This window comes from Acidovorax sp. GW821-FHT10E03 (assembly GCF_059415205.1).
The window spans coordinates 308,103-330,583 of the sequence record NZ_JBWKMU010000006.1; the positions used below are offsets into that span (position 1 = coordinate 308,103).

Sequence of the window (22,481 nt, forward strand, 5' to 3'; positions counted from 1 at the left end):
CACCGCGGAGGGCGCCGCCCCTGGCAAGGGTGGGGCCTGGTGTCATGGCGCCCGCCCCCCTGTCAGGAGGCGGCGCTCTCCTCGATGCGCACCAGCGTGCCGACGGCGACCCGGTCGAACAGGTCCATCACATCGGCATTGGCCATGCGCACGCAGCCGTGCGAGGCGGGCACCCCGAGGGGCGATCCCTCCGGGCAGCCATGGATGTAGATGAAGCGGCGCAGCGTGTCCACCGCGCCGCCCCGGTTCACGCCGGGTTCGCAGCCGGCCAGCCAGAGGATGCGGCACAGGATCCAGTCGCGCCCCGGGTGCCGTGCCGCCAGCGCGGGCGAATAGATCTCGCCGGTGGCCCGCCGCCCGACGAACACCGTGCCCGGCGCGCAGCCCGCGCCCACCTTGGCGCGCACGCGGTGCTGGCCGCGCGGGGTGCAGCCGCTGCCCTTGCGTTCGCCCACGCCGTTCAGGGCGGTCGATACCTGGTAGCTGCGCTCGATGGCCCCGGCCACCACCAGGTGCAATCGCTGCTGCGCCACGTGGATGTGCAGTTCAGGCCCGGCCATCGGGGTCAGCCCGCCGCCACCAGCCCCGCGCCGTGCCCGCGCGTGAAGGCCTCTTCGAACACCGAGTAGCCCGACCAGTCGCTGTGCGCGAACGCCAGCCGCGCCGTGGCGGGGGTGGGAATCCAGGGCGTTTGCTCACCATTTGATAGCTGCCTGCGCTTTCCTGGTAAGCGCTGGAGGCCAATTTGACTTAAAAAGCCGAGCATCCCGGGCGTGGGGATGGCCATGGCGTGGCCGTAGCGCGTGATGTCCACGCGCGTGGCACGCTGGCGCAGGTCGGGGTGGGGCACCGCCAGTGCGGCCAGGATCGGATCGGCCCAGTGCTGCCAGGGCTGGGTGGCGAGTTGCTGGCGGCCGTCGGGAGCATCGCCCAGCGCCTGGTAGTAGGTCAGCACCGTGGGCCCCGCGAGCACGGCACGCGCGTCCAGGCGCTGGTGTCCGGCGTTCACGTAGCCCAGGCCGCCCGCCGTGGGGTCGGCGTACAGAACGTTGTCCCAGGCGGGGGCGGCGCCGGGCCTGTCGGTCAGGGCACTGTCGATGTGGATGTTGGCCACGAGCCAGGGCGCCCAGCCCAGGCGCCTTGCGGCGCCGGTGAGGAACGCGGGCGGGTTTTGCACCACGCGCGCCGCCATGAACACCGGCAGCGCCACGATGCAGCGCGGCGCCTGCCAGCGCTCCACGCTGTCGGTGGCGTGGTTGAAGGCATCCACCTCCACGCCGTGGCGATTCTCGGTGATGCGCAATACGCTGGTGGCGGCGCGCAGCTGGCCGCCACCTTGGGCACTGTTCTGCAGCGGGGCCGCCAGGCGCTGGGTGATCCAGCCATTGCCCTGCGGCCAGGTGAGCACGCTTTCGCGTGCCTCGTCCGCGGCCTCGCCCGGGGCGTGAAAACCATGGCGGCTCGCAAAGTAGTGGATGCCCGCCCATGCCGACACGCGCGCGGTGCCCGCGCCGTAGTCGTCGCGGCAGCAGTAGTCGAGGTACCAGCGCAGGTGCGGATCGTCCAGCTCCTGCTGCTGCAGCCAGGCGTCGAACGTCACCGCATCCAGCGCCTGGTGCGCGGGTGCCAGGGGCTTTCTGGCGTCCAGCGACTTGAGCACCGGCATGGTGAAGCGCGCGGCCTTGGACTGCTGCGCCACGGCCTGCGCGAAGCGGCGGTACTGGGCCAGGGTTGCATCGTCCACGCCCTGCACCGGCAGCAGGCCTTCCTGCCATGCGCCCTCGAAGAACAGGCGCTCCTGCGGGCTGTGGCACAGGTGGCGCTCGTCGTAGCGCCAGCGGCCGGCCACGCGCTGGCGCAGGCCCAGCTCTTCCAGCAGGTCCTGCACTTCGCGCGCATCGTCGCCGGGCACCGGCAGGTAGTGCGCGCCCAGCGGGCAGGCAATGCCCTGCACGGCCCCGCCCCGGCTGTTGCCGCCCGCGCTGTCCTCCAGCTCCAGCAGCGCGAAGTCCGCGATGCCCGCCAGCCGCAGCGACCGCGCCGCCGCCAGCCCCGCCACGCCGCCGCCCGCGATGATGACCTGCGCGCGCCGCACCACGGCCGGCGCGGGCCAGGAGCCGGTCTTGAGCCAGTCGCGCAGCTGGTGGCCGCGCGCCATGTCGATGCCGGTGAAGCCGCCTTCCAAGACGCGAGGGGCCTTGTCGCAACCCGGCAGGAGCACCGCGGCGGCAGTCGAGGCGGCGGCGGTGGCTAGGAAATGGCGACGTTGCATGGCGTCAGTGTCTCCGGGTGTACGCAACGCCTGCGCGGCTTGCGACCGGCGCGGCCCAGACCAGCGGCCCCCGCGCAAGGGCCGCAAAGCCGCATTGGCGGCGCTTCGCTGGCGTGCGCTGGGGGCGTCCCCCTGCCCGCTGCGCGCAGCGCTGCGAGAGCGGGGGGAAGACGCGAAGCGGCTCAGGGGGGCTTCTCAATGTTTTCCCCACTCGCGCTCGTACGTGTGCACCAGCGCCTGGTTGGACAGCCGATTCACCTCGGCGGGCACCCGCGCCATGTCGCGCGGAAAATCGAACAGCAGGGGCAGCGAGTCGGTGCCCAGAAACCGCAGGCCATCGGGCAAGGCCCCGGGCAGGCGCCAGGGCCTGCGGCTGGCGATGATGAAGCCCCATTCGCCAAAACTGGGCACATGGGCGTGATACGGCGCGGCCTGCAGGCCCACGGACTCGATGGTCTGCACCACGGTCCAGAAGCTCTGGCGCGCCACCAGCGGCGACGTGGTCTGCACCACCGCGTAGCCGCTGGCCGCCAGGCGCTTGTCCAGCAGCGCATAGAAGCTGTTGGTGTAGAGCTTGCCGATGGAAAAATTGGTGGGGTCGGGAAAGTCCACCACGATGACATCAAACGTGTCCGACCCCTCCTGCAGCCAGCCAAAGGCATCGGTGTTGACGATCTTCACCTTGGGGTTCTGCAAGGCGTTGCCGTTCAGGCGCGCGAGCGTGGGGTTCTCGCTGAAGATTTTTGTCATGGCCGGGTCCAGTTCGACCAGCGTCACGGACTCGACCGACGGGTACTTGAGGATCTCGCGCACCGCCATGCCGTCGCCACCGCCCAGCACCGCCACGCGTTTGGGCGCGCCGTGGGCCGACATGGCGGGGTGCACCAGGGCCTCGTGGTAGCGGTACTCGTCGGACTGCGCGAACTGCAGGTTGCCGTTGAGGTACAGCCGGTGCCCCACACGCCCGTGCGTGACCACGATGCGCTGGTAGGGCGATGCGGTGCTGAACACGATGCGGTCCTGGTAGAACTTGTCCTCGGCCACGCTGGTGATGTACTCGGCCCCCGCCAGGGCGGCCAGCAAAATGCCCAGCACCATCACGCAGGCCACCAGGTGCGCCTTCAGGCGCCGCAATTCATGCCGGAACAGCCACACCGCCCACAGCGCCACGGCCGCGTTCATCAGGCCGAAGAGCAGCCCCGTGCGGATGAGCCCCAGGTGCGGCACCAGCAGCAGCGGGAACGCCAGCGACACCGCCAGCGCGCCCAGGTAGTCGAACGTGAGCACCTGCGAGACCAGGTCCTTGAGCGCCACGTTGCGCTTGAGGATGCGCATGACCAGGGGGATCTCCAGCCCCACCAGCGTGCCCACCATGAGCACCATGCCGTACAGCAGAAAGCGAAACGCGCCCGGCGTGTAGGCGTTGGCCAGGAACAGGGTGGCCGGCAACGCGCCGCCAACCAGCGCCACCAGCAGCTCGATGCGCAGGAAGTGCGCGGGCAGCTGCCGCTCGAAGTAGCGCGACAGCCACGAACCCACGCCCATGGCGAACAGGTAGGTGCCGATGATGGTGGAGAACTGCAGCACCGAGTCGCCCAGCACATAGGACGCGAGCGCGCCCGCGGCCAGCTCGTACAGCAGGCCGCAGGCGGCCACGACGAAGACGCTGGTGAGCAGGGCGATCTCGATGGGGCGGGGGCCGGAGCGGGCGCCCATGGCCTCGGGCGGGGAGGCGGGGGAATTCAGGTCGGATTGCAAGGCGGTCACCGGCGCGGCCCCGGGGGGGGCGCCGCTTCAGGCAAGGTGCGTCAGTGGATCGCCGCCGCCACGATGATGCTGATGCCCAGGCACATCGCCGCCACCACCAGGCCCAGCGCCTGGTTCTGCTTCTCGACGATTTCGCGCCACAGGTCATACGGCGTGATCTTGTCGACGATGACGAAGCACAGCCAGAAGATGACCACGCCAATCAGCGCATACAGGATGGACCCGAGGAACGCCGCGGGCCTGAGCCATTCGATTCCCATCATGATGTGATCTCCTTGAACGAAAAGGTTGCCGCCAGACAGGCTGGCGGGAAAGGTTGCAAAACTGCCGGCGCCCCCCGGGCTTGCGGCAACCCGGGGCTACTTGTGGCTGCCGCCGGACGAATACCCGCCATACGAGCCGCCCGAGCTGCGGTAGCTGGACGACGAGCAGTTCTCCACCCGCGGGTCGCAGCGGCTGCAGCGGCTGAGCAGCAACAGCAGGATGAGGATGACAATGGCGATAAGGATGACGGTGCCGCAGCCCAGCCCGGACTTGGCCACGAAGGGCCCCGGGTCGTCGCGCTGCAGCACGTCTTTCTTGTCGTCGAGCTTGAAGGCCTTGGCCACCGTGTCGCTGGCGAGCTTGTCGCCGGCCGACCAGGTGATCTCATTGGGGCTTTGCTCCATCGAGAGCAGGCCTTTGGCGCTGGCGAAGTCGCGGTTGGTGGTTTTCTGCCCGCGCGTGACCTGCCAGTAGAACTCGCCCAGCACATAGGTGGTTTCGGCCTCGTAGGTGTACTTGAGGTCGTACTTGGTGCCCATGTAGGTGGCCGAGCGCCCCGTGGCCGCCATCTGCGGCGCGCCCGTGGTGGGGCGCACCATGCTCCAGCCTTCTTCGGAATCGACCAGGAAGGCAAAACCGCGCTTCTGGTTGTAGAGCAGGTATTCGCTCCAGCCGAAATGCTCGTCGTCGCCGGGCTCCACGCCCATGCGGTGCTGAAAGCCCACCACCTGCCAGTGCACGCCTTGCAGCTGGCCCTTGCTGCCCAGCGGAATGAGGGGCTGCACGGGCTCGTCCTGCTCGGCCGAGCGCAGCTCGCCGCCCACACCGCTGTCCAGGCTGATGATGCTGGCGCACGAGCCGCAGGTGACGCTCTTGGAGGTGGACAGCTGCACCTGCACGGGCGCGCCGCAGTGCGGGCAGTTGAACTGGCGGCCTTTTTCGTCCTTGGCCGATTCGTCCTTGAGGCCGGTGAGCTGCAGGTCTTCCAGCAGCACGGCCTTGCCGCGCTCGACGTTGGGCGGCGTGTGGCCGTAGTCGATGCTGACCACTTCGCCGTCGGCGCTGCGCAGCTCGACCATGCCGAACGGATGGCCCAGCGGCGGCAGCTTGGGCAGCTCGCCCTGGGCCGAGATGAGCGATGCCTGGCCCGTGTAGGCCACGCTGTAGGGCTTGCCGTTGATGGCGGTGGTGCTGCCGATGCGAAAGCGCGCGGCCTCGGGCATCTCGCGGCCCGGGTCGATGGGGCGGGTGAAGACGTAGGCGCCGTTGTCCTCGCCCAGCGTGGCCAGGGTGCCGTCCTGCAAAAAGGCGGCCCATTCGGTCCAGGTGCCCGCGTCGCCCTTGTACTGCAGGCGGCCGATGAGGGTGAAGGGCACATCCTTGCCATCGAGCTGGATGCGCCCGCTGGCCATGAGCTGCAGCGGGCTGTGGTCGTCGAACAGCTCGGCCATCTTGCCCAGGCGCTGCAGCACGTCGCCATTGCGCACCACGGTGCTCTGGCAGTAGCCGCAGACGGCGTGCGTGGACTGCGCGCTGCGGAATTCAACCGGCGCGCCGCAGCCCGGGCAGGGCGCGCGGTAGTAACGCTGTGTGGGGTCGGTGGCCATCGGGGGGCTGCTGCCTGCGCCGCGCTACGCGGCTTTGGGGCCTTTTTGGCCTCTGGCGCTGATCCCTCCAGCGCAAGCAGCTATATTTATGATAGCAACCGGAATCAGACCAGCTTCTTGAGCAGTTCGGCCTTCTTGGCGTCGAACTCTTCCTGGGTCAGGATGCCCTTGGACTTGAGCTCGCCCAGCTTCTCCAGCGTGGCCATCACGTCCTCGGGCTTGACGCCCACTGCGGCAGCAGCAGCAGCCGCAGGCGCTGCCTGCGCGGCCGCACCGCCGCCTTGCAGGCCCTGCTGCAGGTTCTGCGCCAGCACCTGGCCCAACGCCACGCCCGCGCCCAGGCCCATGGCGTCGCCCGCGATGCCGCCACCGCCATTGCCCGCGCCTTCGGCGAACTTGGGGATGGCCTGCGCCGTCTGGTACTGCATGAACTTGCCCATGTCGTCGCCGACCATGCCCATGCCGATCTTCTGGTCGAGGATCTTTTGCAGCTCCTCGGGCAGCGAGACGTTCTGCACCGTGAGGTTCTCGATCAGGAGGCCCAGCTTGGCGAAGACGGGCGCGAGCTCCTTGGTCAGCGCATCGGCGAACATGACCTGGTTGGCCGCCAGGTCCAGGAACGGCAGGCCGCTGCCCGCGATGGCGTTGCTGATGTTCTGCAGCACCAGGCCGCGCAGCTGGCCTTCGAGGTCGGCCACGGGGTAGGACTCGCGCGTGCCGGAGATCTCGGTGTGGAACAGCTTGGGGTCGGCGATGCGGAACGCGTAGTTGCCGAACGCGCGCAGGCGCACGGCGCCGAAGTCCTTGTCGCGGATCGTGATGGGCTGGGGCGTGCCCCACTTCTGGTCGATCTGCTGGCGCGTGCTGAAGAAGTAGACATCGCTCTTGAAGGGGGACTCGAAGAGCTTGTCCCAGTTCTTGAGGTAGGTGAGCACCGGCAGCGTCTGCGTGGTGAGCTTGTAGGTGCCGGGCGCGAACACGTCGGCCACCTGGCCCTCGTTCACGAACACCGCCATCTGCGACTCGCGCACCACCAGCGTGCCGCCGTTCTGGATTTCCATGCCCGCCATCGGGAAACGCCAGGCCAGGGTGCCGTCCCCCTCTTCAGTCCACTGGATGATGTCAATGAACTGTTTCTTGATGAAGTCCATGAGGGCCATGTGTGCTCCCGGCGGTTGTAAGAGGGGGTTGAAAAGAGCGGCCATCATAGCAACGGCACCGGTGCCGGCCGGCGCTTTTTTCAGCCCGCCGGCGTGAAGGGCTTCCCACCCGGGCGCGGCCCCGCCGCACCACCCGTCCGGCGCGGGCGTTTGATAGCGCCTATGTTTGTATAGCCTGTACCAATTGGCTTTTGCTATTGAGAATGACTACCATTTCTTCATCCCTGCCGCCACGGCGGGGCTTGCAGATACCCGGAGTCCTCCATGTCCCACATCCGCCGCGCCGCCCGCCAGAACAAGACCATGCTGCTGAAGACGGGCAGCTACTACCTGATCCACATTGGCGTGGCCGCCCTGGTGGCCTACGCCGTGACCGGCAACCTGTGGGCCTCGCTCACCCTGAGCCTGCTCGAGCCCACGGTGCAGGCGGTGGCCTTCTTCTTCCATGAGAAGGCCTGGGACCGCGCCGCCCGGCGCCGCGCGCGCGATGCCGCCCTGGCCCACACGCCCAGCGCGGCGCTGCAGGCCGGCTGACCCCCGTCATCCGAAGGAGCCACCATGTACACAATCCCCCTGCGCAGCCGCACCGCCACGGGCCTGGCTTTTCAGCGCTGGCTGGTCCAGCGCCTGGCCGGGCTGGCCCCCGCCGGCCCCGGCTAGGCACCGGAAGGAAACAGGAAAAGAAAAAAGCCCCGGCTGGCGGGGCTTTGTCGGGGGCGTGGACCGCGATGGCCGTCAGGCCTTCACGTCCAGCAGCGAGCCCATCATCTCATCCTGGGTCTTGAGGGTCTGCAGGTTGGCCTTGAACGCATAGGTGGCCGACATCTGCTCGACGGCCTCCTTCTCCAGCGCCACCCCTTGCGCCTCCTGCTCGCGCTGCACCGTGGCGCGCACCCCCGCGCTGTCGGCGGCCTCTTCCTGCGCCACCACCTCGCGGCGGTAGCCCGGGGTGTTCATGTTGGCCACGTTGTTGGCCGACGCGTCCAGCCGCAACTGGGCGGCCTGCAGGCCGGAGCTGCCGATCGAAGAAATGCTTGCCATCACGTACCCCGCGCACAGCGCCCAGTCAAGGAACGGGGATTGTCCGCCCGCGCCGCTGCGCAGGCAAGGAAGGCGCCATCAACCATGCGCCTGCAGCAGGCATTGCGCGAAGGCCTGGGCCGCGCGCGGGGGCTGCGGCGACTTGCGCAGCACGCTCACGAACTGGCAGCGGTAGTGGAACCGCCCGGGCAATACCGCCTGCATGAGCCCCTGGCGCTCGAAGCCCTCGGCATAGTGGTCCGGCAGGAAGCCCAGGTAGCGGCCCGAGAGGATGAGCGTGGCGATCGACTCCTGGTCGAAGCCCGTGGCCTTGCGCGGCAGGCGCGTGCTGTGGCTCAGCTCCATGTTGGGCGAGTGGTAGCCCAGCCCCGCGAACTGGTAGGCGCGCAGCGATTCCCAGGTCAGCGCGGCATGGTCGGTGCCGTGCAGGGGGTGGCGCGCGCCGCAGTACAGCAGCATGGTTTCGGCGAACAGGTCGGCATAGACCAGGCTTTGCGATGTGCGGTGCGCCGGGATGATGCCCACGTGGAAGCTGCCGTCGATCAGCCCGCGCTCGATGGCCGGGATCGAGGCCACGTGCATCTGCAGGCTCACTTCGGGCGCCTGGCTGGCGAACAGTGCGATCGCATCGCCAATGTGGGCGGCCGGGTTGCTGGCGGTCTTGTCGAACACCGCCACCTCCAGCCTGCCGCCCATGCGGCGGTGGATGTCATCGATGCTGCTGCGAAACGCGTCCACCGCGGACAGCAGCCGCAGGGTTTCGTCGTATACGCGCTGCCCCTCGGCCGTGAGCGCGAAACCGGCCCGCCCGCGCCGGCACAGGGTGAGGCCCAGGCGGGTCTCCAGGTCCTTCATGTGGCGGCTCACGGTGCTGGTGCCGATGTTCAGTTCCAGCTCGGCGGCCGACATGCCCCCGCACTCCGCCACGCTCTTGAACACCTGCAGCAGGCGCAGGTCCATGTCGCTGAGCTGCCCCAGCACGGCGCGGTGCCGGGCCGCACTGGCGGGCGGGGCAGCTGCTGGGGTGGCGGTGGCGTGCGGGGTGGCGGGCATTACTTGCATAAACCGTCAAGTAAACATTGATATTGGACTATTTTAGAGATTAACCGCCAGCGCAACAATGCCACGCACCCGCCCTGCATGGACGGGCCTGCCCCTGCTTTTGCCGCCGTCTTGCACTGGAGAATCCCATGAGCTTCGTCAACATCGAAAAAACCGCCGCTGGCGCCGAAGGCCCCCGCATGGACGCCGAATGGCTGGAGGCGCACTGGATGCCCTTCACCGGCAACCGCAACTTCAAGGCCAAGCCGCGCATGATCGTGAGCGGCCAGGGCGCCTACTACACCGACGCCGAGGGCCGCAAGATCTTCGACGGCCTGTCGGGCCTGTGGTGCTCGGGCCTGGGCCATGGCCGCAAGGAAGTGGCCGAAGCCATCGGCAAGGCCGCCGCGACGCTGGACTACTCCCCGGCCTTCCAGTTCGGCCACCCGGCTTCCTTCGAGCTGGCCAACCGCCTCAAGGCGCTGACCCCCGCCGGGCTCGACTATGTGTTCTTCACCGGCTCGGGCTCCGAGTCGGCCGACACCTCGCTCAAGATGGCCCGCGCCTACTGGCGCGCCAAGGGGCAGGCCAGCAAGACGCGCCTGATCGGCCGCGAGAAGGGCTACCACGGCGTGAACTACGGCGGCATCTCCGTGGGCGGCATCGTGGGCAACCGCAAGACCTTCGGCCAGGGCATCGAGGCCGACCACCTGCCCCACACCCAGCCGCCCGCCGGCACCTTCCAGAAGGGCATGGCCGAGGACGGCGGCCGTGCGCTGGCCGACAAGCTGCTGGACGTGATCGCGCTGCACGACGCATCGAACATCGCCGCGGTGATCGTGGAGCCGTTCTCGGGTTCGGCTGGCGTGGTGATCCCTCCCAAGGGCTACCTGGAACGCATCCGCGAGATCTGCACGCAGAACAACATCCTGCTGATCTTTGATGAAGTGATCACTGGCTTTGGCCGCTGCGGCGCCTGGACGGGGGCCGAGGCCTTCGGCGTGACGCCCGACATCCTGAACTTTGCAAAGCAGGTCACCAACGGCGCGCAGCCGCTGGGCGGCGTGATCGCCACCAAGGAGATCTACGACACCTTCATCGGCCAGGGCGGGCCCGAGTACATGCTGGAGTTCCCCCATGGCTACACCTACTCGGCCCACCCCGTGGCCTGTGCGGCGGGCAATGCAGTGCTCGACATCCTGCAAAAGGAGGACATGCCCGGCCGCGTCCAGGCGCTGGCACCGTATTTCGAGCAGGCCGTGCATGGCCTCAAGGGCACCAAGCACGTGGCGGACATCCGCAACTACGGCCTGGCCGCGGGCATCACCATCGCCGCGCTGCCGGGCGAGCCCGCCCGCCGGCCCTACGAGATCGCCATGAAGTGCTGGGACAAGGGCTTTTACGTGCGCTACGGCGGCGACACCATCCAGCTGGCCCCGCCCTTCATCAGCACCGAGGCTGAAATCGACCGCATGGTGAACGCCCTGGGCGACGCCCTGGCGGAAACCGCCTGACACGCGGCACGCCTTTTGCTCCTGAATTGATAGCTTTCAGCGCTTGTCACATGGGCGCTGGAAGCATTTTTTAATCATATCCAGACATGAACCACGACAAGAACGTCACCACCACCATCGGCCACCTGATCGACGGCCAGCCCGTTGCCGACACGGCGCGCACCCAGCCGGTGTTCGACCCCGCCACCGGCGAGTCCCACACGAGCGTGGCCCTGGCAAGCAAGGCCACGGTGGAACAGGCCATCGCCTCGGCCCAGGCCGCCTTCCCGGCCTGGCGCAACACCCCACCGCTCAAGCGCGCGCGCGTGATGGGCAAGCTGAAAGTCCTGCTCGAGGACAACGCCGACAAGATCGCCGCGCTGATCACCGCCGAGCACGGCAAGGTGCTGGCCGATGCGCATGGCGAGCTGCAGCGCGGCATCGAGAACGTGGAGTTCGCCAGCTACGCGCCCGAGCTGCTCAAGGGCGAGCACAGCCGCAACGTGGGCCCGTCCATCGACTCCTGGAGCGAATTCCAGGCGCTGGGCGTGTGCGCCGGCATCACCCCGTTCAACTTCCCGGCCATGGTGCCGCTGTGGATGTGGCCCATGGCCGTGGCCTGCGGCAACACCTTCGTGCTCAAGCCGTCGGAGCGCGACCCGTCCTCGACGCTGTTCGTGGCCCAGCTCGCGCTCGAAGCCGGCCTGCCGCCCGGCGTGCTCAACGTGGTCAATGGCGACAAGGAAGCGGTGGACACGCTGCTGGCCGACCCGCGCGTGAAGGCCGTGAGCTTCGTGGGCTCCACGCCCATCGCCGAGTACATCTACGCCGAAGGCTGCAAGCACGGCAAGCGCGTGCAGGCCCTGGGCGGCGCCAAGAACCACGCGGTGCTGATGCCCGATGCCGACGTGGGCAACGCCGTGAGCGCGCTGATGGGCGCGGCCTATGGCTCCTGCGGCGAGCGCTGCATGGCCATCCCCCTGCTCGTCGCCGTGGGTGACGAGGTGGGAGACGCCGTGGTCGCCGGGCTGAAGGCCGAGATCGCCAGGATGAAGGTCGGCCCCGGCACGGACAACGGCAACGACATGGGCCCGCTGGTCACCCGGCAGCACTTCGAGAAAGTGAAGTCCTATGTGGACAGCGGCGTGGCCGAAGGCGCGACCCTGGTGGTGGATGGCCGGGGCGTGCAGGTGGCCGCAGGCCATGAGAACGGCTACTTCCTGGGCGCGTGCCTGTTCGACAACGTCCGGCCCGGCATGAAGATCTACCAGGAAGAGATTTTCGGCCCCGTGCTGGGCGTGGTGCGCGTGAAGACGCTGCAAGAGGCGATGAACCTGATCGACGCCCACGAATACGGCAACGGCACCTGCATCTTCACGCGCGACGGCGAAGCCGCGCGCTACTTCACCGACCACATCCAGGTCGGCATGGTGGGCGTGAACGTGCCCCTGCCCGTGCCCGTGGCCTACCACTCGTTCGGCGGCTGGAAGCGCAGCCTGTTCGGCGACCTGCACGCCTACGGGCCCGATGCCGTGCGCTTTTACACCAAGCGCAAGACCATCACGCAGCGCTGGCCCTCGGCCGGCGTGCGCGAAGGCGCTGTGTTCAGCTTCCCCAGCAGCCGCTGACCGAGCCCCCGCGCCCAGGCCAAGACGCCCCGCAGCCGCCCCGGCTGCGGGGCGTCTTGCCTTGTGGGGGATTGCAGCCGATGGGGTCATGGCTGATCCACCCATATAAGCAGATTCGCTTACTAGGGTTTTCACGACCACCGCCCTACAATCGCAGACCCTTACAAAGCTGACAGCCACTGCAGCGCCTCTGCAGCCCGGTTTTTGCACCCACCCCCTGAGTTGGAGACACTGAATGCCCGAGAACACCACGGCCCAGAACAACAACAACGATTCCGACAAGCGCGCCCAGCTGCGCCGTGCCGCTCTCGAGTACCACGAATTTCCCAAGCCCGGCAAGATCGCCATCGCCGCCACCAAGCAGATGGTGAACCAGCACGACCTGGCCCTGGCCTACTCGCCCGGCGTGGCCGCGCCCTGCGAGGAGATCGTGAAGGACCCCGCCAACGCCTTCCGCTACACCGCGCGTGGCAACCTGGTGGCCGTCATCAGCAACGGCACCGCCGTGCTGGGCCTGGGCGACATCGGCGCGCTGGCCTCCAAGCCGGTGATGGAAGGCAAGGGCGTGCTGTTCAAGAAGTTCGCCGGCGTGGACGTGTTCGACATCGAGATCGACGAGAAGGACCCGGCCAGGCTGGTGGAGGTGATCGCCGCGCTGGAGCCGACGTTCGGCGCGATCAACCTCGAAGACATCAAGGCACCCGACTGCTTCTACGTGGAGCGCGAACTGCGCAAGCGCATGAAGATCCCCGTCTTCCATGACGACCAGCACGGCACGGCCATCACCGTGGCGGCGGCCATCGTGAATGCGCTCAAGGTGGCGGGCAAGAAGATCGAGGACGTGAAACTGGTCACCAGCGGCGCGGGCGCGGCGGCGCTGGCCTGCCTGAACCTGCTGCTCAAGGTGGGCGTGCAGCGCAAGAACGTGTTCGTCACCGACCTGGCCGGCGTGGTCTATGAAGGCCGCGAAGAGCTGATGGACGACGACAAGCGCCAGTTCATGCAGAAGACCGAGGCCCGCAAGCTGGCCGAGGTGATGGTGGGCGCGGACGTGTTCCTGGGCCTGTCGGCGGGCAACGTGCTCAAGCCCGAGATGGTGGCCACGATGGCCGAGCGGCCGGTGATCTTCGCGCTGGCCAACCCCAATCCGGAGATCACGCCCGAGCTGGCGCACAGCGTGCGCGGCGACATCATCATGGCCACGGGGCGCTCGGACTACCCCAACCAGGTGAACAACGTCCTGTGCTTCCCCTACATCTTCCGGGGCGCGCTGGACTGCGGCGCGACCACCATCACCGATGAGATGGAGATCGCCGCCGTCCACGCCATCGCCGACCTGGCCCAGGCCGAGCAAAGCGAGGTGGTGGCCGCTGCCTATGTGGGCGAGAAGCTGACGTTCGGCCCCGAATACCTGATCCCCAAGCCGTTCGACCCGCGCCTGATGATGAAGATCGCGCCGGCCGTGGCCCAGGCCGCCGCGGACAGCGGCGTGGCGCAGCGCCCCATCGCCGACATGGACGCCTACCGCGACCGGCTGCAGACCTTCGTCTACGCCTCGGGCACGACGATGAAGCCCATCTTCGACGCCGCGCGCACCGCGGCCCGCAAGCGCGTGGCCTACGCCGAGGGCGAAGAGGAACGCGTGCTGCGCGCCGCGCAGATCGTGGTGGACGAGAAGGTGGCCCGTCCCACGCTGATCGGCCGCCCGGCCATCATCGCCCAGCGCATCGAGAAATTCGGCCTGCGCCTGAAGGAAGGCGTGGACTACGACGTGGTCAACACCGATTTCGACCACCGCTACCGCGACTTCTGGCAGACCTACCACCGCATGACCGAGCGCAAGGGCATCACCCAGCAGGTCGCCAAGATCGAGATGCGCCGGCGCCTCACGCTCATCGGCTGCATGATGCTGCACAAGGGCGAGGTGGACGGCCTGATCTGCGGCACCTGGGGCACCACGGCCAACCACCTGCTCTACATCGACCAGGTGATCGGCAAGCACGCGGGCGGCGCCGACAGCACGGCGCAGGACGTGCCCGTGTATGCCTGCATGAACGGCCTCATGCTGCCAGGGCGCCAGGTCTTCCTGGTGGACACGCACGTCAACTACGACCCCACGCCCCAGGAGCTGGCCGAAATCACCGCGCTGGCCGCGGAGGAAATGATGCGCTTTGGCATCAAGCCCAAGGCCGCGCTCCTGTCGCACTCCAATTTCGGCACCAGCAACCACCCCAGCGCCGTGAAGATGCGCCAGACGCTGGAACTGCTGCGCCAGCAGGCGCCCTGGCTGGAAGTGGACGGCGAGATGCACGGCGACGTGGCCTTGGACGGCAAGGCCCGTGCGGCCCTCATGCCCAGCAGCGAACTGACGGGCGACGCCAACCTGCTGGTGTTCCCCAACATCGACGCGGCCAACATCGCCTACAACCTGCTCAAGACCGCTGCGGGCGGCGGCATCGCGATCGGCCCGGTGCTGCTGGGGGCAGCCAAACCGGTCCACATCCTGACGCCCAGCGCCACCGTGCGCCGCATCGTGAACATGACAGCCCTGACCGTGGCGGATGCCAACGTGTCGAGATAAGCCCAAAATAGATAGCAAGCACTAACTTAAAAAGCTGCTTGCCCCCTTCAGCGTCTGCCCAATCTTTGTGCAGACGCTTGCTTTTTGGGGGCCGTTGAGCGACACTAGCGGCTCGAAATTTCGGGTTAACCCGTAGTTTCTGAAAGGTTCGTTGATGCTGAAGGCTGTAGCCACCCGGGCGCGCAAAGCAGGGTTTTTGTGTGTTTTGGGTGTTGCGTTCGTGTTGTCCCCGGTGGCGGGGCATGCCCGGAAATCCCCGTCCACCGACGGTTCCCTCACCCCCATCGCACTGGCCGAGTTGCCGCCCCAAGGGCGTGCGACGTATGCGCTGATCCGTGAGGGGGGCCCCTTTCCGTATGACAAGGACGGATCGGTTTTTGGTAATCGCGAGCGGCTGTTGCCCGCCCACAAGCGGGGCTATTACCGTGAGTACACCGTCAGAACGCCAGGATCGCGCGACCGGGGAGCCCGGCGCATCGTGTGCGGCGGCAAGCCCCGGGTTCCGGACGCCTGCTACTACACCGGCGACCACTACGCCAGTTTTCGCGAGATCGTCGAATGACCCCCGATGCGGTGCACGCAGACCAGAAGAACCCTGGCAGCGCACACCGCGCCACCTTGAATCCCCCACGCGCAGGCCGCATTCCGCAGCCTTGCGAGAAGCCAGAAGTTTGTGGACTTTATAAAGAAAGAGTAGCGGAGATGCAGACGCCACTTCGTAAAGACCTGGAAACGCCACTGCGTGGCGTGCGCACCAACATCGTGCAGTCCATTCGCGCCTTCCGCGTGCAGGACCTGCAGGATGCCGCCACCTCCATGGGTCACCATTTCTTGTACGCCAACCTGGCCCACGCGCAGTCCAAGCAGGATGTGCTGGACCTGATTGCCGGGCAATTCACCTTCCCGTCGCACTTCGGCAAGAATTTTGATGCGCTGTACGACTGCATGACGGATCCCTTGCACAAATCGGGCCCGCAGCCTGGTTTCATCGTGGTGCTGGAGCAGATCCCCGCCACCGGCAAGTTCGACAAGGAAGCGCGTGAACAGCTGCTCGATATCTTCCGCGACGCCGCCGACTATTGGGGCGACCGAAAAATCCCCTTCCGCTGTTTCTATTCTTTTCTGTAGCCCGTTCTGCATCCACCAGCCAAGCAGAACGGGCGAACGAGGCTACCGGCACCCAGGGTGTCGAGGGCATTGAGATCGCCGCGGAGCCCGCCGAGAAAATGCCGACCGACAAGCTCGTCGACGTGTCCCCGATGGCGCTGCGCATGAGCAGCCCTTTCAACGCCGGCTACTGGCTTTCGGCTGCCTGAGTCTGGCGGCTCATCCCCCTGAGCGGCTGCGCGCCGCTTCCCCCTTCTCCCGGCGTCGCCGGAAAGGGGGGATGCCCTCACTATGGGGCGCCCCTTGCCTGGCATCCTCCGCTCGGGCCGCGCCAGTGGCTGGCGTTTTAGTCAAATCAAACCCTAGCGCTTGTCCATCAAGCGCCAGCAGCTATTGATTCAAGAGCACTGCTGTGCCAAGGCCACAAACTCGCTCACCGGAACCTCCTCGGCGCGGCGCTGGGTGTCGAAGGTGCCGGCGAACTGGCGCGCTTCGAGCCAGCGGCCCAGCGTGTGGCGCAGCAGCTTGCGGCGCTGGCTGAAGGCGACCTGCACCAGCTCTTCCAGAAGGGGCATCGACAAGGGCGCGGGCTCTGCGTGCGGCACCATGCGCACCACGGCGCTGTCCACGCGCGGGGGCGGGTCGAAGCTCTCCGGGGGAACGAACAGCACGTTTTCCATCGCGTAGCGCCATTGCAGCATCACCGACAGGCGCCCGTAGTCGCTGGTGGCAGGCTGGGCCACCATGCGGTCGATCACTTCCTTTTGCAGCATGAAGTGCTGGTCTTCGATGACCTGCACATGGTCCAGCAGATGGAACAGGATGGGCGTGGAGATGTTGTAGGGCAGGTTGCCCACCACGCGCAGCCGCAGGTCGGGCTGCGCGGCTTTTTCGCGCATCGCGAGCGCCAGCGCGGTGAAATCCACCTTGAGCACGTCGGACTCGATCACCTCCAGCTGGCCATGCAGCCGCAGGCGCAAGGCCAGGTCGCGGTCCAGCTCGATGACCGTGAGGCGCCCCAGACGCTCCACCAGGGGCTGCGTGAGCGCCGCAAGGCCCGGTCCGATCTCGACCATGGGCTGGCCCGGCTGGGGCGCAATGGCCTGCACGATGTCTTCGATGATGCCCTTGTCGGACAGGAAATGCTGCCCGAAGCGCTTGCGGGGGATGTGCTTCATGCCATTGGCCCGCTGGTGCTGTCGATATGCCGGGAGACGGCATGCGAGCTGTGCAAGGGCGGCCAAGCCGCGCAGGCGGCGCTTCGCCGGGGGGCGCTGGCGGGGGCCCCTCCCTTCCCGCATCGCGCAGCGATACGGAAGAAGGAGGAGAAAGGTGCGTAGCGCCTCGGGGGGACGTACTCCATCTTCATTGCGGCGGGTCGCGGTATTCCACATACGCGCGCCCGCGCAGTTCCTGCGCCCAGGTGGCGTAGGCCTCGTCCAGCTTCTTCTCGCGCACGGTATCGCGCGCCATGTCGCGCTGCTCGCGCTGCGTGAGCTTGGCCTCGCGGCGCTCGAGCAGCTGGATCAGGTGCACACCGAAGCGCGACACCAGCGGCTCGCTGACATCGCCGGGCTTGAGGCTGTTCAAGGCCTGCTCGAATTCGGGCACGTAGCGGCCCGGATTGGCCCAGCCCAGGTCGCCGCCCTCCTTGGAGCTGCCGTCCTGGGAATGCTCGCGCGCCAGCGCCGCGAAGTCGGCCTGGCCCGCCAGCACGCGGCGCCGGTAGTCCGCCAGGCGCGCCGCGGCGGCGGACTCCGTCAGCTGCGGCCCGGTGCGCAGCAGGATGTGGCGGGCATGGTTCTGCACCACCGTGGTGGGCACCCCCGCCGTGACGCGCTCCACCACCTTGAGCACGTGAAAGCCCGCCGGCGACCGCACGGGCCCGACGATGCTGCCCACCGGCAGGCCCAGCGTGGAGTTCACGAACAGTTCGGGATACCGGTCCGCCGGCCGCAGGCCCAGCAGGCCTGCGGCGCGCTGCCCTTCGGGCGCGTCGGAGAACTCGCGCGCGACGGCCGCGAAGTCCTCACCCGCGCGCACCTTGTCGGCCGCGCGCTGGGCGCGTGCCTGGCGCTCGGCCACCTGCACGGGGCTGGCATTCTCGGGGACGAGGACGAGCACGTGCCCCAGGTTGATCTCCATCGAGGCCACGTCGGCGCCCCGTTGCTGCTCGCGCAGGTACTGGTCGATGTCCAGGTCGGACACCTTCACGCGCGCCTCCACTTCACGTTCGCGCAGGCGCTGCTGCAGCAGCTGGTTGCGCAGCTCTTCACGGAAGCGCTCCTTGCCCATGCCGTCCCGCGCGAGGCGGCGGTAGAGGTCGTCCACCGTCATGTTGTTCTGCCGGGCCACGCCCTGCTCGGCCTGCGACACGGCGAAGTCATCCACCTTGACGCCGGACTCCTTCGCCTGCTGCAGCTGCACGCGCTCCAGGATGATCCGTTCGAGCACTTCACGGGCGAGCAGGTCCCGCGGCGGCATGGCGCCCCCCTGCTGCGCCAGCTGTGCCTCGGCGCGCGCGAGCCGCGAGCGCACCTCGTTGTTGGTCACGGGTTCGGAATTGACCACGGCCACGATGAAATCCGCCTGACGGGGCGCCGAACTGCCGCCGCTGCCCGCCGCCGTCTCCGCGGGCAGCGTGATCGAAGGTGCGGCCGCCGGGCGCGCCGTCAGCCCCTTGCCTGCAGGCGCGCCGGAAGGGCGCAGGCCCTGGGCCAGGGTGCCCTGGGACATCAGGGAAGCCAGGGTGGCAATGGCCAGTGCGATGACACGGTGATTCATGGCGTTAAGCGTTAGTCATAGTTGCTGAAACGGCTGGGCGTTGTCACCTGCTCGCGCAGGTTCTGGTAGCGCGGCACATTTTGCTTGAAGGTATCCAGGGGGCTGGAGCCCAGGCTCAGGCGGGAGAAGCCCACGAATTCGATCTGGAACAGCAGGCGGGTGTTGGACGTGGTGACACTGCTTTGCAGGCGCTCGAGGACCACGCGGCCGATCCAGCAGCAGCTGTCGTACTCAAAGCCCACCACGGTGTCCACGAGTTTGCGGTCCTGCAGGCTGTAGTTCAGTCGCCCGACGCTGTACCAGCGCCCGCCGCCCTGGCCACGGCCGGCGGCGCCGGATGGCTTGTTGTTGTGGGTCTCGCTGCTGCCCCACAGCGCGTCCAGCGGCCATTGCCAGCCAATGTCGATCTGCTCGCTGGTGCCGCGCTGCAGGCGGTAGGCGGCGCTCACGGTGCGGTAGTTGCCCGGGCTGTAGCGCGCACCGATGGTCGAGCGGATGGAACGGCCGGTCTTGGGGTTGTACTGCACGGTGGAGTCAAAGCCCCACTGCGGCGTCCAGGTGATGCCCGCGCCCAGCAGCAGGTCCGACAGGCGCTCGCTCACGGGCGCGCCGCCCGGCAGCGTCACCTGCTGGTCGGAGAAACGAACGCGTTGCGCAACGCCGAAGCGCGCGGCCTCGGCGCCCGTGTTCGGGTCCAGCAGCCGTGTGCTGAGGCCCAGGGTGAGCAGGTTGTTGTCGGCCAGCCGGTCGTTGCCCCCGAAGGCGTTCTCGGTGTAGATGGTGGCGAAATTGAAGTCGTTGGCCGCCGTGTCGTACACGGGCAGGCGGCTCTGGTCACGGTACGGCGTGTACGTGTAGAAAGCACGCGGTTCCAGCGTCTGCAGGAAGGCGCGGCCGAAGTATGCGGCGTCGCGCTCGAAGACCAGGCCGCTGTCCAGGCTGAAGGTGGGCAGCGCGCGGCTGGCCGAACGCTCGCCATTGGACAGCGGGGTATCGAACTGGTACTGCGTGGCGTGCAGCTGCAGGCGCGGCGTGACGAAGCCCCCGGGCGACAGGAACGGCCGGCTGATCTGCGCCATCGCATAGCTGCGGTGGGCATTGGGCTGGCCCGTCAGCTCGCGGGCCGCCTGGAAGCGCGTGGTGTCCAGCTCCACGCTGGCATCCACCCCGCCACCGAGCTGCGAGGGGGCATAGCGCCATTGCAGCTGGGGCATGCGGTCGTAAGGCGGCACGATGGGAGAAGTCACGTCCTGCAGCGTCTGCCACTTGAGGGTGCGCACGCTCGCGGACATGTCATTGCGCGCCCAGGACAGCGTGGCATCGCCGGGCAGCAGGCGCTGGCGCAGAAGCTCGGAGGCGCGGCCGAAGTCGCGCCAGTAGTTGTCATCGCTGACGCGATTGAGGTTGAGGTTGAGCCCCACCCCGCCAATGCCGGTGTTGAAAGCACCTTGGTGCTGTCCCGAAAAGCTCCACCGCATGCGGTCGCGCAGGCGGTCGGTGGGCATGACGTCGGCGCTGACCTGGCCGGAATAGCTCGGCTCCAGGTAGCGGAACTCGCCCCCCAGGTTGGCGCCGCGCTTGGTCATGAGGGCGGCGCGCAGCGTGGCATCGCGGTTGGGCGCGATGTTCCAGTAGTACGGCTGCATGTAGGCCACCCCGTCGCGGCTGTCCAGGCCGATGGTCGGGGGCAGCAGGCCGGACTTGCGCTTGTCCGACAGCGGGAAGGTGATGTACGGAATCGGCAGCAGCGACACGCCCTTGAACTCCAGCACCGCGTCTTCCGCCGTACCCACCTCTTCCTCGTTGTCGATGCGGATGGTGGCGGCGCGCAGCACCCAGTCGGGCCGCCAGCTTTCTTCATTGCCGCGCTCGCACGTGGTGTATGTGGCGTTGTGCACCACGGCCCGGTCGCGGTCGATGAAATCCACGCGCGTGGCATCGCCGTGCGCCTGGGTGGCCAGAAACTTGTACCGCGCGTCGCTGAAGAAGCCCTCGAACGCATCCACCCGCAGCTCCAGCGCCGTGCCTTCGTACACATTGCCCGCGCGGTTGATGCGCACCTGCCCGCTGGCCTTGGCCAGGTCTTCGGGCACGTTGTAGTCCAGGCGGTCGGCGCGGATCACGGTGTCGCCCCGGCGCAATTCGGCATTGCCTTCGATGACGGCGTTCAGGTCGGTCTGGCCGCTGATGTGGTCACCCTTCACGAACACCGGCAGCTGGGGGCGCACGGCGTCCGGAATCTTTTCCTGCAGCAGCGGCGAGGTGCGCAGCGCGGGCGGTGCATCCCAGGCGCTGGGCGGGGGGGCCTCCGCCGCCTGCGCCAGCGCGGAGAGCGGCAGCCCGCACCAGGCCAGCGCCACGCCATAGGCCAGGGCCCGGGGCACGGGCGCGCGCAGCCGCACGGCCTTCGCCGTGGCGGGCCGGGTCCGGGGGGAAGGGGTCTGCACGGTAGGGGGCTTGCGGCGTGGCACGTGGGGCGATGGGCAGGGGCGGATGAAAGAAGGACCCGCTCACCACGGAGGCGGGGAGCGGGTTTGTAAAATCGGATTATCCATGAGCCACCCATCCTCCCCTTCTCCCGCCTGCCCGCCCCCGGGCATGGCCGTGGCAACCCCCGCAACTTGTACCGTGGCCTGGCCCGACGCGGCCCGCCAGACAGCCTTCGAAGCCTGGCTCGCCCCCCTGGTGGGCCCGCACCAGCTGCTGCCCGCCACGCTGCGCCCGGCGTCGGCCGATGCGAGCTTCCGCCGCTACCTGCGCATCGACAGCGCCACGGGCAGCAGCCGCATCGTGATGGATGCCCCGCCCCACCAGGAGAACTGCCGCCCCTTCGTGCAGGTGCAGGGCCTGATGGCGTCCGCGGGCCTGAACGTGCCGCAGATCCTGGCCTGGGACGAGCCCGGCGGGTTCATGCTGCTGTCCGACCTGGGGCATCGGACGGTGATCGAGCTGCTGGACCCCGGGCAGCCCCAGGCCGCCTACGCCTGGTACCAGCAGGCCACCGATGTGCTGCTGGACTGGCAGAAGGCCTCCCAGCCCGGCGTGCTGCCGGCCTACGACGAGGCGCTGCTGCGCCGCGAGCTGGCGCTGTACCCCGACTGGTACCTGGGCCGACACCGCGGCGTCACGCTGGACGACCAGCAGCAGGCCACCCTGGGCAGCGCCTTCGATGCCATCGTGGCGCACAACCTCGCTGCGCCCCAGGTCTACGTGCACCGCGACTTCATGACGCGCAACCTGATGGCCCCCGTCGAAGAAGGCGCGCCCCTGGGCGTGCTGGACTTCCAGGACGCCGTCTACGGTCCCATCACCTATGACATCGCCAGCCTGCTGCGCGACGCGTTCATCAGCTGGGAAGAGGAGTTTGTCATCGACATTACCGTGCGTTACTGGGAAAAGGCGCGCAAGGCCGGGCTGCTGGGCGCCCGCAGCGCCAGCGGCTGGGGCGATGACTTCGGCGAGTTCTACCGCTCGGTGGAATGGATGGGCCTGCAGCGCCACCTCAAGGTCGCGGGCATCTTCGCGCGCCTGACCCTGCGCGACGGCAAGCCCAGGTACCTGGCCGACGCGCCGCGCTTCATGGCCTACATCCGCGCCACGGCCAACCGCTACCGCCAGCTGGGGCCCCTGCTCAAGATGCTCGACCAGATCGAGGGCACCGAGCCGGTCACGGGATTTGCCTACGGCCGGATGTAGGGGCGCCACCGGGCGCATGCCAGGAAAAATCGAGTCCAAT

The 22,481-nt window shown here is 68.0% G+C and carries 18 protein-coding genes; 7 read left to right on the forward strand and 11 right to left on the reverse strand.

The annotated features are described in order from the left end of the window. Window positions 1-62 precede the first annotated feature (62 nt). The 6 genes from AC07OD_RS13000 to AC07OD_RS13025 all read right to left on the reverse strand — a co-directional run bounded on the left by AC07OD_RS13000 (window position 63) and on the right by AC07OD_RS13025 (window position 7,070). Window positions 63-560, reverse strand: coding sequence for a L,D-transpeptidase family protein (locus AC07OD_RS13000; RefSeq protein WP_494596982.1), 498 nt, complete (start codon window positions 558-560; stop codon window positions 63-65). Window positions 561-565: 5 nt separating this feature from the next. Continuing rightward, a complete protein-coding gene (locus AC07OD_RS13005) occupies window positions 566-2,272 on the reverse strand; it encodes an NAD(P)-binding protein (protein WP_492806680.1) in 1,707 nt (568 codons plus the stop codon). Between the two features lie 195 nt (window positions 2,273-2,467). Next, entirely contained in the window at window positions 2,468-3,988 is a 1,521-nt protein-coding gene (locus AC07OD_RS13010) for a polyamine aminopropyltransferase (protein ID WP_492245265.1), read from the reverse strand. A 92-nt stretch (window positions 3,989-4,080) separates the two neighbouring features. Beyond that, complete coding sequence (locus AC07OD_RS13015) at window positions 4,081-4,302, reverse strand: DUF350 domain-containing protein (RefSeq protein WP_370627755.1); 222 nt, start codon at window positions 4,300-4,302, stop codon at window positions 4,081-4,083. A gap of 96 nt (window positions 4,303-4,398) precedes the next feature. Beyond that, window positions 4,399-5,910, reverse strand: coding sequence for a DUF4178 domain-containing protein (locus tag AC07OD_RS13020; RefSeq protein ID WP_369640883.1), 1,512 nt, complete (start codon window positions 5,908-5,910; stop codon window positions 4,399-4,401). A gap of 104 nt (window positions 5,911-6,014) precedes the next feature. Further along, window positions 6,015-7,070 (reverse strand): SPFH domain-containing protein, encoded by a 1,056-nt coding sequence (locus tag AC07OD_RS13025; RefSeq protein WP_494596984.1) that lies wholly within the window; start codon window positions 7,068-7,070, stop codon window positions 6,015-6,017. 264 nt (window positions 7,071-7,334) lie between these two features. Between AC07OD_RS13025 and AC07OD_RS13030 the strand changes: the two genes are divergently transcribed. Beyond that, entirely contained in the window at window positions 7,335-7,604 is a 270-nt protein-coding gene (locus AC07OD_RS13030) for a DUF2061 domain-containing protein (protein WP_218339387.1), read from the forward strand. A 201-nt stretch (window positions 7,605-7,805) separates the two neighbouring features. Here the strand turns inward: AC07OD_RS13030 and AC07OD_RS13035 are convergent, their stop codons facing one another. Together AC07OD_RS13035 and AC07OD_RS13040 are read right to left on the reverse strand one after the other, a co-directional pair. Further along, window positions 7,806-8,111: a flagellar basal body protein gene (locus AC07OD_RS13035; RefSeq protein WP_218297062.1), complete on the reverse strand. Its 306-nt coding sequence runs from the start codon at window positions 8,109-8,111 to the stop codon at window positions 7,806-7,808. Window positions 8,112-8,189: 78 nt separating this feature from the next. Then, entirely contained in the window at window positions 8,190-9,092 is a 903-nt protein-coding gene (locus AC07OD_RS13040; protein WP_218297210.1) for a LysR family transcriptional regulator, read from the reverse strand. A 209-nt stretch (window positions 9,093-9,301) separates the two neighbouring features. On the opposite strand from AC07OD_RS13040, the gene aptA reads away from it, so the two are divergent. The 5 genes from aptA to AC07OD_RS13065 all read left to right on the forward strand — a co-directional run bounded on the left by aptA (window position 9,302) and on the right by AC07OD_RS13065 (window position 15,982). Further along, complete coding sequence (aptA, locus tag AC07OD_RS13045; protein WP_218339386.1) at window positions 9,302-10,666, forward strand: omega-aminotransferase AptA; 1,365 nt, start codon at window positions 9,302-9,304, stop codon at window positions 10,664-10,666. 86 nt (window positions 10,667-10,752) lie between these two features. Beyond that, window positions 10,753-12,273 carry a CoA-acylating methylmalonate-semialdehyde dehydrogenase gene (locus AC07OD_RS13050; RefSeq protein WP_218297060.1) on the forward strand — a complete coding sequence of 507 codons (1,521 nt, stop codon included), beginning with the start codon at window positions 10,753-10,755 and terminating at the stop codon, window positions 12,271-12,273. A gap of 235 nt (window positions 12,274-12,508) precedes the next feature. Then, window positions 12,509-14,854, forward strand: a complete 2,346-nt coding sequence (locus AC07OD_RS13055) for an NADP-dependent malic enzyme (RefSeq protein WP_218297059.1) — start codon at window positions 12,509-12,511, stop codon at window positions 14,852-14,854. Window positions 14,855-15,008: 154 nt separating this feature from the next. After that, the gene (locus AC07OD_RS13060) at window positions 15,009-15,416 is read left to right on the forward strand and encodes a guanyl-specific ribonuclease (protein WP_218297058.1); all 408 of its coding nucleotides are present in this window, start codon (window positions 15,009-15,011) and stop codon (window positions 15,414-15,416) included. Window positions 15,417-15,556: 140 nt separating this feature from the next. After that, window positions 15,557-15,982: a barstar family protein gene (locus AC07OD_RS13065; protein ID WP_010464776.1), complete on the forward strand. Its 426-nt coding sequence runs from the start codon at window positions 15,557-15,559 to the stop codon at window positions 15,980-15,982. 377 nt (window positions 15,983-16,359) lie between these two features. Here AC07OD_RS13065 and rsmA read toward each other — a convergent pair whose 3' ends face one another. The 3 genes from rsmA to AC07OD_RS13080 form a co-directional block, all read right to left on the reverse strand. Further along, on the reverse strand, window positions 16,360-17,139 hold the full coding sequence (rsmA, locus tag AC07OD_RS13070; protein WP_218339384.1) for a 16S rRNA (adenine(1518)-N(6)/adenine(1519)-N(6))-dimethyltransferase RsmA: 780 nt from the start codon (window positions 17,137-17,139) through the stop codon (window positions 16,360-16,362). A gap of 187 nt (window positions 17,140-17,326) precedes the next feature. Continuing rightward, entirely contained in the window at window positions 17,327-18,745 is a 1,419-nt protein-coding gene (locus tag AC07OD_RS13075) for a peptidylprolyl isomerase (protein ID WP_218339383.1), read from the reverse strand. 11 nt (window positions 18,746-18,756) lie between these two features. Beyond that, window positions 18,757-21,192 (reverse strand): LPS-assembly protein LptD, encoded by a 2,436-nt coding sequence (locus AC07OD_RS13080; RefSeq protein WP_370627751.1) that lies wholly within the window; start codon window positions 21,190-21,192, stop codon window positions 18,757-18,759. Between the two features lie 106 nt (window positions 21,193-21,298). Here AC07OD_RS13080 and AC07OD_RS13085 point away from each other — a divergent pair, with 106 nt between their 5' ends. Beyond that, window positions 21,299-22,441, forward strand: a complete 1,143-nt coding sequence (locus AC07OD_RS13085) for an aminoglycoside phosphotransferase family protein (RefSeq protein ID WP_370628522.1) — start codon at window positions 21,299-21,301, stop codon at window positions 22,439-22,441. The last annotated feature ends 40 nt before the right edge of the window (window positions 22,442-22,481 follow it).